Genomic DNA, 13,417 nt, shown 5'->3' on the forward strand with positions numbered 1-13,417 from the left:
TAACCCTGGGCTTCCTTCTGGAGGCTGAGGCTTTTTATTCGGAAATTTTGAATAACGAAGTTATTCGCTAGATTTTCCGTGGTTATAGCAAGAGGGAAACGCCTGGTTCCATTCCGAACCCAGTAGCTAAGACTCTTTGCGCCGATGGTACTGCACTTTTGTGGGTGTGGGAGAGTAGGTCGCCGCGGGTTTTTTATTCAAGAGGGGAAGACCTTAGAGGTCTTCCCCTCTTTTTGTGTACCCAAAAACTCTTAGAGCGAAAGATTGCTCCTTCAAGCAAAGAAGCTGAGGAGCATGGCTGGAGCCTAGGAGACAGGTCTTAGGCGGTACAGGGAACCTCTGGAAGCTGTCATAGATTCGTCCAAATGACGAGGTAGAGGGCACGGTAGAGAAAGTCTTGATACCTTAACAACAAGAGCAGTCCATACCTCTACCGAATGAGTGGAGAATACGCAAAGGAGCAACCGTCATGGCTGATGAGAAGAGCATCTACGAACGCTGGAGCGAAGAGCGCCTCGACCCGCCCCTCCCCAAAGAATGGGGACTGAACGAAGAAGACGAAGCCGAGCTGCTCTGGCCCATCTGGCCCCTCCTGTTCATGGGCGAATCCGATACCGGTCTGTATGTAGAAACCATCACCGATAATGTGATGGATGTATTCGGATTGGAATACGATGGGCAGAATGAAGACAGCAAGCTCTGGGAAAAGCGTGTAGAGGGCTACGTGGAAGAGCTCATCAAGCGTCGTCGTGCATTCGCCGCTGAGCTGGGTATTACCCCCGAGATGCAGAAGAACTCGAACCTTAACCGTGCCTTCGCAGCATTGGAAGAAGAAGGGGTTATCGCACGGCAGAACTTCACCTGTTGCGGTACCTGCGCCTCCGCAGAAATCTGGGATGAAATCGACAATAGCCGTGAATGGAAGGGGTACATCTACTTCCACCAGCAGGACGCCGAAAGCCTCGCAGAGAGCGGCGGCACCTACGTCGGATTCGGTTCGTTCCTCGCCTACCCCAGGGACGAAAATGAATGGAACGCGCTGAGTGATGCGCAGAAGGAAGAGATCAGTGCCCTTCACAAGAAGCTCTCCGTAGAGCTCATGAAGGATACGATTATCCCTGTACTGGAGAAGCACGGCCTGAGCGTGGAGTGGAAGGGGAACTTTGACACCCGTCCGTTCATTGGGGGAGTAGAAGTCTACAACATCCCCTAGCGGTAGTGAGCCGAACCGGATGGGAGCCTTGCGGCGTATGTAGTGGGGAGGTGCACTTCCTGATGCTACAAAAGTTTACAGAGAAAATATGCTGAGAGCGTGAGAACACGATTCACAGCTTCTTAGACAGAGTATTAACTAGCCGATAAGGCACCCATTCGGTAGGCTAGACGGGTAGCGCGGTACGTCCACACTAGAGATAAGACAGAACCTGTCCTCGAGATAGGAACTGCTCGACATGACCTTCAGCTGCTATACGCGGCAGGAAGCTGAGCTCTAGAACGCCCGGTAGAGATACAGGCGTGCCCAGCTTGGAAGAGCACAGGGGCATCTGAATCTTTATCGGGCAGAAGCATACTCCCACCGAGTAGGCTAGAAGAAGTGGATGAACCGCCAACCCATATTCCCAACCAAAGGAGCAGGCATGTCGACCGACGCCCGCGAAAAAGCCCGTCAGATTGCGGCGCAGCAGGCTAAAAAGAGCCCCAGCAAGGCAAGCCGCCGTTGGCTCCAGCTCGGCGTACTCGCCGTGGTCCTCGTTATCGTAGGTATCATCGGCTTCGTTGTGGTCAACGGTAACAAGAACAACAAGATTGCGGAGAGCGGCCCCGTACCCGCCAGCGCAAACGAATACGGCGGTATCGTGCTGACCAAGGACGGAATCGTCAAGAACTCCTCCACCCAGGAGACCCGCGACTTCAAGCAGCTGGCCACCTCAACCTCCTCCGTGACCCCCATGGTCAACGGAACCGCGGCAGCCGTCAACACCCTGCCCCCGGGCGTGCAGACGGCTGAAGAGGCCGCCAAGAACGGTCAACCCGTGCGCGTGACCATCTTCCAGGACTACAACTGCGTGCACTGTGCAGAGTTTGAGACTAAGTACGGTGAAGAAATCCAGAAGCTCGTCGAAGACGGCACTATCACCCTGGAAATCCGCAACCTAACCTTCCTGGACCGTTCCTCGCCCACCGCATACTCCGCACGTAACGCGGCAGCTGCATACTCTGTGGCAAACCAGGTGAGCACCAGCAACTTCCTGAACTACCAGCGTGAGATCTTCTCACACCAGGGCACCGGCGACATGAACAACCAGCAGATCGCCGATATCGCATCCAAGTACGGTGCTTCCATTGGCTCCGACATGAACGAAGACAAGTGGCGTCCCCTTGTGGACGTGGTTAACGCCGAATCCGCAAGCAACGGTATTCAGGGTACCCCCACCGTCTTCGTAGACGGTGACCAGTACGCCAGCAATGACTTCAGCGCTTTCCTCAAGAGCAAGATTGAGGCCAAGAAGAAGTAATGTACCCTCGGTGGGTCCGGCAACCGGCAACGGTTGCCGGGCCCCCGGTTTTTAACCGCTCCGGGAGCCTCTGCGTGATACGGAGTTTCAATGAGACACCGGTGAAGGTCGGACCATCGGTCCGTGAGACCGGCCTGAGATAAGGACGGCTAAGCGGAACCGAGGCAGGGGAATAGGGTACACTGGACGGGTTGCCTCCTTAGCTCAGTTGGCCAGAGCATCTGTCTTGTAAACAGAGGGTCACCGGTTCGAATCCGGTAGGAGGCTCTCACGATCCTGATTTGCGCCGACCACCCTCGGGCATATCAGGATTTTGTTGTAGCGAGTGTCCACAGCGTCTAGGGACCCGCACCCGCACATCCACAACCCATCCGAGGAACATGTATGTCTGAGACCTCCGGAACCTCGCAGGCCCCCGCGCCGCAGGGAACCCGCCCCTCCACCCCGCGCAGCATCCGCCCGCGCGAAGCCGGCGACTACCCCCTCGAAGAATTCATCGAATCGCGAGGGTTCCGCCCCGAAATCCAGGGCCTGCGAGCCTTCGCGGTGCTACTCGTCGTGCTCTACCACGTCTGGTTCGGCAAGGTCTCCGGCGGTGTGGACGTCTTCCTCTTCATCTCCGCCTTCCTGCTCTCGCTCTCCTTCATGCGCAAGATCAACGAAGGCAAGCCCCTCAAACTCTTCAACTACTGGTTGCACGTCTTCCAGCGCCTGCTGCCCGTGGCGACTGTCGTTATCGCCAGCACAACGATTGCCTCATTCTTTGTGCTTGCGCCCAGCCGCTGGTCGCAGATGATGCAGGACGCCACGAGCTCCCTTTTCTACTACCAGAACTGGAACCTGGCGTTTAGCTCCGTGGATTACTACGCCCAGAACGCCGCCGCGAAGTCACCCTTCCAGCACTTCTGGTCGCTTTCCATCCAGGGGCAGATCTTCATTATTTGGCCCCTGCTTTTTGCTGCCGTCGCCTACTTTGTGCACCGATACCGTGGGAACCTCTTCACGACCGCGGTCTTCGTCTTCAACACGGTCTTTGTTGCCTCCCTGACGTTCTCCATCGTTGAGACCAATAGCAACCAGGGTTTTGCTTACTTCGATACCCGCACCCGTCTCTGGGAATTTGCTATCGGCACCCTGCTCGCTATGCTCACCCTCAAATGGAAGGCACCCGAACGCGCACGCGTCGTGATGGGCTGGATCGGCATCGTCGGCCTGGTTACCTGCGGCGCCATCCTGCCGGTTGAGCGAGCTTTCCCCGGCTACCTGGCTCTGTGGCCCGTGTTCTCCGGTGCGCTCGTCATCATGGCCGGTAGCACTAATAGCCGCTGGGGCGTGGACCGCCTGCTCTCCTCGGCACCTCTGCAGAGCCTCGGCAATATTTCCTACGCCCTGTACCTGGTCCACTGGCCCATCCTGATTCTCTACAGCACGGCTGTGGGCACCTCTCGCGTGAACTTTATCGAGGGCGCGGTTATTATCCTGGTCTCTATCGGCCTGGCTTGGCTGCTCATCCGCTACGTGGAGAAGCCGCTGCGCTACCGTAAGGACCCCTTCGTTCCCTGGCTCATGATGAAGATGCGTTTTAAGACCGTCTTCTCCGTGAAAACCTGGGCCGATCAGGTGGCCTTCCTGCTGGCTATTTTCCTCGTGGCCGGAGGCCCTCTGCTCATCGCGCAGGCCTGGCTAACCTCGCAGAACACCGAGTCCACCCGCAACGCCGAGTTGCAGGTTCAGACCGTCAACGACAACTATCCGGGTGCGCGCGCTATCGGCGGGGCGCAGCAGGGCCTCATCGATAATCCGATTCCCACCGGCGGCGATGTGAAGGCGCAGTACGAATCGCTCAGCGATACCTGCACCGGCGCCTTCGCGCCCTCCGACGCTGCGCTCGCCAGCTACTGCAGCCTGCAGAAGAGCGGATCGGACGATGCGCCGCTGACCATGGTTGTGGGTAACTCCCACGCAGAGCAGGCTCTCAGCGCTTTCAAGCCCATTGCGGAACAGACCAAGACCAACCTGCAGGCCTACCTGCTCGGTGGTTGCCAGTACCCGACAAGTGCCGTGACCGCCACTCACGAATGCTCGGAGTTCAACTCCAAGCTGACCGAGGAAATCCTCAAGCGTAAGCCCCAGACCGTGGTTCTGGTTGCTACCGCGGCCCAGGCCCGTTCCACCGAGGAGAAGATCGACCCCGCTCTGGACGAGACGGTTCGCCGCCTCACCGAGGCGGGTATCCAGGTTATCGGTCTGCGCGATAACCCGCGCTTCGAGTTCAACATCTACGAGTGCGGCCAGAAGGCTGGAAGCGACAAGAGCTCCTGCGCCCGTCCGGCCAGTGAGAAGTACGCCGCCGAGAACCCCGCAAAGGAAGTCTTCGACAAGTACCGCAACCAGGGTGCTGTCATGGTGGATCTGAAGGATGTCTACTGCCCCGACGGGACCTGTAGCTCCGTAATCGGCAATATCTACGTGTACCTGGACGATAACCACGTGAGTAAGACCTACGGCCGCACCATGGCCCAGACCGTCTTCCAACGTGCTGCAGAAGGCGGCTGGCTCGTGGGAGGCAGGGTCAACCTCTAGCCTCGGCCCTAGAGTATCCCGCGCCTTGTAGAGTCCCCCGAACCGTTCAGCGGGTCGGGGGACTCTGCATTTTAACGTCATAAACCGCGCGAAAACCGCCTGCGCTTGAACGAATGGTCAGGATAGACTAACTTGGAACTTGCTTAGGCTAATCTAAGTGTGTAGACCGCGGATATGGCAGAAAGAACTCGATGAAGGAAATCACCGAACGCACCCTCAGAGTGGAGAACGTTAGCCTCGGATACGGCGAGAAGACCATCGTCAAAGACCTCTCCCTCGAGTTCCCGAAGGGCAAGATTACCGCGATTATCGGTCCCAACGGTTGCGGCAAATCCACCCTGCTACGTGGTGTCTCCCGACTGCTCAAGCCGCTTAACGGCGACTTCACCCTTGACGGCAAATCCACCCACGAATACTCCATGAAGGGCTTTGCCCGCATGGTCGGGCTGATGCCCCAGCATCCCATCGCTCCCGAAGGAATTACCGTAGCCGATCTCGTTTCGCGTGGCCGCTACCCCTACCAGGGCCTCTTCAAGCGCAATAGCGCCGAAGACGACGAGGCGGTTGCCTGGGCGTTGGAAGCCACCGATACCATGTCTCTGGCGGAGCGTCAGGTCACTGAGCTCTCCGGCGGTCAGCGTCAGCGCGTCTGGATTGCCATGGCGCTCGCCCAGGAAACCGATATTCTGCTACTCGACGAGCCCACCACCTATCTTGACCTGGCGCACCAGGTGGAACTGCTCGACCTGCTTGCCGAACTCAATGAGGAGCGCGGAACGACCATGATTATGGTCCTCCACGAACTAAACCTGGCCGCCCGCGTGGCCGACTACCTGGTCGCCATGAAGGAGGGGTCTATCGTCGCTCAGGGCGAGGCCGGCGCCGTGCTGACCCGTCCCAACCTCGACGAGATTTTTGGACTCAAGGCCGAGGTCACCGATCCCTTCGATGACGGTAGCGTCGTGGTCGTCCCGCATCCGCGGGGCGCATCCATACCTGAATAAATCGCGGCGGAGGGGAAGGGGAAGAAAACAATATCTGGGATTCCCGCCCCCATCGTGGGATACTGGATAACAGGACGCACTAAGCGATGAGGCCGGTACACCGTACGGGTGTGCCGGCTTATTACATAGAAGGGTCATTCTTCATAAGGCCCGGAAAGAAGAACACAATGACGACCCCGCTCCTAGACTCCAACGGCAAGCTCAACGGCGAATCGGTACGATACGTAGCAATTGGCGATTCGTTTACCGAAGGCGTGGGCGACGTTGACCGCCGTCGCCCCAACAACCTACGAGGCTGGGCAGACCGCGTTGCCGAAGGTCTCGGCGCAGTAGACCCGCAGGCACAGTACGCAAACCTTGCTATCCGCGGACGCCTGCTCGGCCCCATCCTGGATGAACAGTTGCCTCGAGCCCTCGACCTCTGCCCCAACATTGTTACGTTCTACGGTGGCGGCAACGACATCATGCGACCCAACGTGGATATTGACCAGCTCATGACCCACGTAGACGAAGCCTTCGCCACCCTGCGCGGCGAAGGAATCGAAGTGCTTACCGTAACCGGCCTGGACGTACAGGGCCAGGGCCCCTTCGCCCGTACCCGCGGCCGTACCGCCACCTACAACGAGCTACTGCGCGGTATCGCTGAGGACCACGGCGTGCACATTATCGACTACTGGCGCTGGAATGACTTCCTCGACTGGCGTCTGTGGGCTGACGATCGCCTGCACATGAACGACCTCGGCCACGAACGCTTCGCATCCCGCGTGCTGGCGCAGCTCGGCCTGCCCGGTGTGGTCACCGAATCGGTACTGCCCCCGGAGGTGCAGCTGACCGCTCGCGAGAAGATTGAGCAGGAGGCACGCTGGGTCCGCGAGTTTGCCCTGCCGTGGATTGGCCGCCGCCTGAAGGGTACGAGCTCCGGGGACGGTGTGAGCCCCAAGTACCCGGAGTGGGTCCCCGCGGCAAGCCTGAATAATTAGGCTGAAGAACTAGGCTCGCGGGGGCTCACGATACGGCGTAGAACCCTAGCTAGAACTGTATCGGTAGGGGAGTGCTCTGCGCCGTATCTGCCCCATACTTGTGTCGTATCTACACCGTAACGGAGCGGGGCAAAGCGGCCGTATCCGCACCGCGACGAGCCCTTAAACTGCCCTTTAAAACCGGGGCGGAAGCGTTAAAACGAGAGTTAAAAGCTCTTTAAGCGCGTGTTTAAGTCTGTTTAACAGCCCTGCGCACACCGTCAGAAGCGGTGACGCGGGGCTGTTTTCGGCTTAAATCCGGCTTAAGCTGTTAATCTCACAACATGAATTTCAACGGTGTAATTTATCCCCGGTCACATAGAGAACGCCCGTTCTTAAATCAGTGCATTAACGCCTGACTAGGGGCGTTAAAGATTCCCTTAAAAACATCTGGACTTGCAAAAATACCCATTTTTGATAGAATGGATAGGTATGTTTGTCGCCCGGCGGCAGGCGTGCATCCGCGAATCGAGCGCTTCGCTTAAACGAGGCGCAATCGGCTCAGAACACCGAGATTCCGCGGATTTTTAAGGCAGAATCCGGCGTGCAAGCTTGCACGAACCCCCGTATTTACCTAGAATTTAACGCTGTTCGTAGTGGTGGAAACGCCTCTCGACACTAATAAGCTTCACCGTTTTTCCCGCGGCGGGGATCGATGCGTGGCCTCTCACCCACGTGACGATCTCAAACACTCTAGCCCGGCGAATAACCCGGTGCTTCTACATTGGTGGCGGGACGCTCACGAGTAACATCGACTGCGTACCGTCATAAAAGTCAATCAATAAAGGAGTGAAACATGGCAGCAGTCTGCCAGGTGACCGGAGCTGTTCCCGGCTTTGGACACAGCATTTCGCACTCGCATCGCCGCAACAAGCGTCGATTCGACCCGAACGTTCAGAAGAAGACCTACTGGGTTCCTTCGCTGCGTCGTAAGGTAACCCTGAACGTGTCCGCTAAGGGCATCAAGGTTATCGATGCTCGTGGCATCGATGCCGTTGTTGCAGAAATCATCGCACGCGGGGAGAAGATCTAGTAAATGGCATCCAAGGCTAAGGACCTCCGTCCTATCATCAAGCTCAAGTCCACTGCTGGCACCGGTTACACCTACGTGACCCGTAAGAACCGCCGCAACAACCCCGACCGCATGGTGCTGAAGAAGTACGACCCCGTCGTTCGCAAGCACGTTGACTTCCGAGAGGAGCGCTAAGAATGGCTAAGAAGTCCAAGATCGCTCGCAACGAGCAGCGCAAGGTCATCGTCGCTCGCTACAACGAGAAGCGTATCGCGCTGAAGAAGACCCTGATCGACGAGAACGCTACCCCCGAGGAGCGCGAAGCAGCACGCGTGGCACTGCAGAAGCTGCCCCGCAACGCTTCCCCCGTTCGCGTGCGTAACCGCGACCAGATCGACGGCCGCCCCCGCGGTACCTTCCAGAAGTTCGGTATCTCCCGCGTGCGCTTCCGCGAGATGGCACACCGCGGCGAGCTGCCCGGTATCACCAAGTCCAGCTGGTAAATCTGGTATTTTAGTTCCTAAACGGTTTTCCGTCGTCACCGACGGTCACTCGCTTTAGACTCAAACCTTAAGTCTCTGGAAGGGGCACCCTAATGGCTAAGAACCGTACCGAACTCGTTGCAGAGGTTGCAGAGAAGTCTGGCAAGAGCCAGGCAACTGTAAACGCAGTCCTCGACGCAGTGTTCCAGGTTTTCGAGTCTTCCGTCTCCAAGGGCGAGAAGATCACCATCCCCGGTTGGATGGCAATCGAGCGCACCGACCGTGCAGCTCGTACCGGCCGTAACCCGCAGACCGGCGAAACCATCCAGATTCCCGCCGGTCACGGCGTGAAGCTGACCGCAGGCTCCAAGCTGAAGGCAGCAGTCGCTAAGAAGAAGTAATTCTTGAGACTTTGAATCTGCTAAAGACCCCCACCAATATGGTGGGGGTCTTTTAGTATGCCCAGATGCTCTCTCTTGGCGCTGGGGGGGGCACAGGTTGCTGGGAGGCGGTGGTACAGGCGAGGTGGTGCGGCTGGCGAAGTGGTACAGCTAGCGGATTGGGAGGGCACGTGCGGCGGGGAGCGTGCGCAAGGTGGGTCTTCAAGACCCTAACCCTTAACTCGAGCATAAGACGCAGAAAGTAGCTCGGTTTCACAGGGGAAGCTATGATGGGCTACAGAAAAAATAAAGAAAATTTATACATTTGAGCAGAAAGCTATGCATGAGCTGAGCGAGAAATCGCGATTATCAAACCCCGCTGGGAAAAATACTTATACATTGCCGATCGGACACAGCTTAAACACAGCAAACTAAAGCTCAATCTTAGACTCACACCCTAAGCTGGAATCACCGGCGAAGGAAAAGCCACACACCATACACAACGGCCCCACCCAACCGGAAAATCAACCATACAAACCCCGGACGATTGACCCTCCGGGATGCACAAGGAGAACCACCTCATGGCACGCCCCGCTCAGCACACTTCCGAACAGACCGCCAACCGTCGCTTCCGCACCGGCGCGGCAGCACTGTCCCTGGCAGCAATCGCAGCACTCGGCCTGAGCGCCTGCGGTGCACAGAACACCTCCAACCCGGCACCCACCGCCACCGCAACCGCTAAGGCATCCTCCACCGCCGACGCAGCAGTCAATGCGGGCAACGGCAAGGTCACCGTCAAGGCAAGTGACGCAGCCTCCCCGAGCGCAACCGCAAGCAGCTCCCAGGGCACCGTCACCGTCAGCGAAAACGGCGTAACCGTCAGCGGTGCTGATGGTACCGGGGTCACCGCAGACGCCAACGGTAATGTGACCGTCAACGGCGCGAACGGAACCGGCGTGACCGCCGACGCTAGCGGCAATGCAACCGTCAACGGCGGCTCGGCATCGAACAACTCCGGCTCCAGCAACTCGGGATCCTCCGCAAAGGTCGACGAGAAGGCTGGCGAGACCTCCGCCAAGAGTGGCGCGAACGGTACCGGTAACGGCACCGTGACCGTCGACAGCGGAACCGTCAGCGCAGCCAACGGCTACACCCTCATCGAGATCAAGACCGACGGCGGCTGGTCCTACCACGCCCCCAACGGCGACATCATCGAGGTACGAGCTGACGGCTCCTGGGAGCGCGTCGGTCCGAGCGGCAACGTAGAGGTTAAGGCAGACGGCTCCTGGGAACTCGTCGGAGCTCCCGGCGTTGTTGAAGTGAAGGCTGATGGCTCATGGGAACAGACCGGCCAGGGCGCCTTCCAGGTACCTGCCGTACCCGTCAAGCCCGCTGGTGCTGTCGCTAACCCCGTCAAGCCCGTAACTCCCCGCCGCTAAGAAGCTGACTGACGAACCGGGCGAAAACGTGGGCTATGCCACCCGCTAGAATGCGGATAAACACCCATGCACCCGGATAAACAGACCCAAACTCGATAGAATTAACGCGGTTGGTTAAACCGATAATCGTTATGGGAACCCACACGGATCCCGCGCACGACGCGAATACGTCGCCAACTAGCCGCACCATACTAACAACCACAAGGAGAAACAATGGCATTCGCCCCCGCAATGAAGAAGACCACCGCGGTTCTGTCCATCGCTTTCGCAGGCGCACTGGGCCTGAGCGCATGTGGCTCCCAGTCCTCTTCCACCACCACCGCGACTGCATCCGCATCTGCTTCTGCTTCTGCGACTGCTTCCGCAAGCGCATCGGCTAAGGCATCCTCTGCAGCTGCAACCACCTCGGCTGCTTCCGCTTCCGCTACTGCAGACGTGAAGGTTGACAAGGACGGCAACGTCACCGTCAAGGCTAACGACGGCGAGGGCAACTCCGCAGACGTGAAGGTCGGCGCAGATGGCAAGGCATCCGTAGACGCTAAGGACTCCGAGGGTAACTCCTCCAAGGTAGAGTCCGACGAGAAGGGCGCCAAGGCTGAGTCCAAGGACTCCGAGGGTAACTCCTCCTCCGCCGTTGAGGGCGACGTTGTTGCTTCCGAGGATGGCGGCTGGGCCGTTCAGGGTGACGAAGGTCAGATCGCTGTACAGGCTGACGGCTCCTGGAGCCGCCAGGACGCAAACGGCCAGGTCGCAGTTAAGGCTGACGGCTCCTGGACCATCCAGTCCAACACCGGCCTGCAGGCATCCGTGGACGCATCCGGTGAAGTAACCTCCATCGTTGGCGGCGAGAAGGCAGACCTGAAGGCTCCGAAGGTTCCCGCAAAGCCCGCACAGGCTAAGGTCAACCCCGTCAAGCCCGCACAGCCCAAGTAAGCTGTAACGAGCTGACAACGGCCGCTAACGCTCCCCGAGCGTGGCTGCCCGTCTGACTTATAAAGACGCCCCGTGTGCATCCGAACGTGATGCGTGCGGGGCGTTTCTGCGCGCTTGCAGAGTACCGCCAGGATGAGGTGCTAGGCTGAAAACGGAAAAACCACCTCAACAACTCCCACCCGTACGGACACCCCGGACGCCCAGCGCAGTTCGAAACCTACCAGAAAAGAGAACACAGTGAAGAAATCTATCGCTGTTCTGTCCCTAAGCCTCGCCGCAACCCTCGGCCTTGCCGCGTGTAGCCCCACCAACATCAAGGCGCCCGCCGAAAGCCAGAGTGCATCCGCGAGCGCGTCTGCATCTGCGAGCGCGTCGGCTACCGCTTCTGCGAGCGCATCCTCCGAGTCCAAGGCAAGCGCATCGGCATCCGGCTCGGCAAGCGCATCTGAGAAGAGCTCTTCAGATACTAAGGGCACCGATAGTAGCTCCAGTGATAACGCCGCAGTCGGAATCGGTAAGCAACGATACAACGTCTTCAAGAAGGGCGCTGAACAGGCCAAGAAGGACCCCAGCACTAAGAAGAGCACCAACGCTGACGGCGCCGTGTACACCGACACGAAGGAAGGCGCCTCCATCGTCGAAGCTAAGAACGGTGACTACATCCTGATCAAGGATGACGGCGGCTGGATCCGCGTTAGCCCCGATGGCTCGCTGAGCAGCGTCAGCGAATCCGGCGACTGGAGCGTCATCAAGACCAACGGCGATACCATCGCTGTTGATGAGAACGGTGAAGCTACCATCACGAACGTTGTCACCGGTGAATACTCCCAGGACTACAAGTCGCTGGAACTGCCCAAGCCCCCGGCCCCCGTGGACGGCTACAGCACCGCCCCGAAGGAAGGCGTGAAGCCGACCAGCGCCAAGACCCACGGATAGGCAGACCCGTACAGGGGTAGCCGTTCGTAGCGCCTTTCAAAGCTTGAACGCCCCGTGCGCATCCGAACGTGATGCGTGCGGGGCGTTTTGCGTCTTCAAGCTACGCTGAGAAGAGCCGTGAAAGTAGCGGGGGAGGGGAAGCGCCGCAACATCTCAGGGAGCTTTCAGGTCACGGTGCTAGCATGGAGGCGTACTCCGGGCACACTGGAGTACAGGTCAACCACACCACGCACTGCGCCGTCGCAGAGCGGCGCATACAGAAAAGAGAAATTCAGTGAAGAAGTCAATTGCTGTACTGTCCCTGACCATTGCCGGTGCCCTCGGCCTCGCAGCCTGCGGCGGCAACTCCGGCACCAACTCCAATTCCTCCGCATCGGCAAGCGCGTCCGCTTCTGCAACTGCTTCCGCAACTGCCTCGGCACCCGCAAGCACCTCCGCAGCAGCAACCAGCAAGAGCACCACCTCCGCAGCAACTGAAACCACCAAGGCAGAAACCAAGACCACCCAGGGCACCATCAGCACCCCCAGCGGTCTGCCCAGCGAAGCAACCGAAGCGCTCAAGAAGGGCCAGGAATCCGCCGATCAGGCAGCCTCCGCAGGCTACACCGCCAGCAAGAAAGCCCTGGACGAGTTCAAGAACGAGGCCGGTGTGAAGAAGGCACAGACCAGCGACGGCACCGTCTACTACACCGATAAACTCGCTGCCTTCGAATCCAAGGACGGTGCTATTGTCACCATCCAGAATAACGGTGTGTGGACCAGCATGGACTCCAACGGTACAACCATCGTCGTGAAAGAGGACGGCTCCTGGATTAAGACCAACCCCAAGGACAACCTCTACACCGTTGTCAATGCAGACGGCACCGCATCCGTGCTGAACACCAAGACCTTCGAAAAGGCGACCGACGTCTCCACCATCGAGACCCCGAAGGCCCCCGGCCGTATCGACGGCTTCAGCGGCACCGCTAAGACCCCGGTCAAGCCCACCAAGATTGGTGACCTCTCCGAGGTTGCAGGCGCCAAGTAAAAACTAGTTCCTACCACCGGGCCGAACAGCCCGCCACAATAGGGACACCAACGCCCCGCGCGCATCTATACGTGATGCGTGCGGGG

13 protein-coding genes, 1 tRNA gene and 1 rRNA gene are annotated in these 13,417 nt (G+C 58.6%); all 15 read left to right on the top strand.

Annotated features, from left to right (window positions below; all coding sequences use genetic code 11):
• Positions 1–74: 74 nt before the first annotated feature.
• Positions 75–191 (top strand): 5S ribosomal RNA (gene rrf, locus AC3E6W_RS05585).
• A gap of 278 nt (positions 192–469) precedes the next feature.
• Positions 470–1,213: a DUF6891 domain-containing protein gene (locus tag AC3E6W_RS05590; protein ID WP_490652557.1), complete on the top strand. Its 744-nt coding sequence runs from the start codon at positions 470–472 to the stop codon at positions 1,211–1,213.
• 424 nt (positions 1,214–1,637) lie between these two features.
• Positions 1,638–2,516, top strand: a complete 879-nt coding sequence (locus AC3E6W_RS05595; protein ID WP_490652558.1) for a DsbA family protein — start codon at positions 1,638–1,640, stop codon at positions 2,514–2,516.
• A 193-nt stretch (positions 2,517–2,709) separates the two neighbouring features.
• Positions 2,710–2,783 (top strand) — tRNA-Thr (locus AC3E6W_RS05600).
• A 117-nt stretch (positions 2,784–2,900) separates the two neighbouring features.
• Complete coding sequence (locus tag AC3E6W_RS05605; RefSeq protein ID WP_490652559.1) at positions 2,901–5,099, top strand: acyltransferase family protein; 2,199 nt, start codon at positions 2,901–2,903, stop codon at positions 5,097–5,099.
• Between the two features lie 191 nt (positions 5,100–5,290).
• Positions 5,291–6,103, top strand: coding sequence for an ABC transporter ATP-binding protein (locus tag AC3E6W_RS05610; protein WP_049334025.1), 813 nt, complete (start codon positions 5,291–5,293; stop codon positions 6,101–6,103).
• A 167-nt stretch (positions 6,104–6,270) separates the two neighbouring features.
• Positions 6,271–7,083, top strand: a complete 813-nt coding sequence (locus AC3E6W_RS05615) for an SGNH/GDSL hydrolase family protein (RefSeq protein ID WP_490652560.1) — start codon at positions 6,271–6,273, stop codon at positions 7,081–7,083.
• An 835-nt stretch (positions 7,084–7,918) separates the two neighbouring features.
• Positions 7,919–8,155, top strand: a complete 237-nt coding sequence (rpmB, locus tag AC3E6W_RS05620; protein WP_004005966.1) for a 50S ribosomal protein L28 — start codon at positions 7,919–7,921, stop codon at positions 8,153–8,155.
• 3 nt (positions 8,156–8,158) lie between these two features.
• Entirely contained in the window at positions 8,159–8,329 is a 171-nt protein-coding gene (gene rpmG / locus AC3E6W_RS05625; protein WP_004005967.1) for a 50S ribosomal protein L33, read from the top strand.
• A 2-nt stretch (positions 8,330–8,331) separates the two neighbouring features.
• Positions 8,332–8,637 (top strand): 30S ribosomal protein S14, encoded by a 306-nt coding sequence (gene rpsN / locus AC3E6W_RS05630; RefSeq protein ID WP_005506731.1) that lies wholly within the window; start codon positions 8,332–8,334, stop codon positions 8,635–8,637.
• Between the two features lie 92 nt (positions 8,638–8,729).
• Complete coding sequence (locus AC3E6W_RS05635; protein WP_005506733.1) at positions 8,730–9,017, top strand: HU family DNA-binding protein; 288 nt, start codon at positions 8,730–8,732, stop codon at positions 9,015–9,017.
• A 560-nt stretch (positions 9,018–9,577) separates the two neighbouring features.
• Positions 9,578–10,435, top strand: a complete 858-nt coding sequence (locus AC3E6W_RS05640) for a hypothetical protein (RefSeq protein ID WP_490652561.1) — start codon at positions 9,578–9,580, stop codon at positions 10,433–10,435.
• 213 nt (positions 10,436–10,648) lie between these two features.
• The gene (locus AC3E6W_RS05645; protein ID WP_490652562.1) at positions 10,649–11,368 is read left to right on the top strand and encodes a hypothetical protein; all 720 of its coding nucleotides are present in this window, start codon (positions 10,649–10,651) and stop codon (positions 11,366–11,368) included.
• A gap of 237 nt (positions 11,369–11,605) precedes the next feature.
• A complete protein-coding gene (locus tag AC3E6W_RS05650; protein WP_485039296.1) occupies positions 11,606–12,304 on the top strand; it encodes a transcriptional regulator in 699 nt (232 codons plus the stop codon).
• Between the two features lie 274 nt (positions 12,305–12,578).
• Positions 12,579–13,331 (top strand): preprotein translocase subunit SecD, encoded by a 753-nt coding sequence (locus AC3E6W_RS05655; RefSeq protein WP_303987197.1) that lies wholly within the window; start codon positions 12,579–12,581, stop codon positions 13,329–13,331.
• Positions 13,332–13,417: the final 86 nt, after the last annotated feature.

The sequence above is a fragment of the Rothia sp. SCPM-O-B-18226 (M350) genome, from assembly GCF_058213595.1.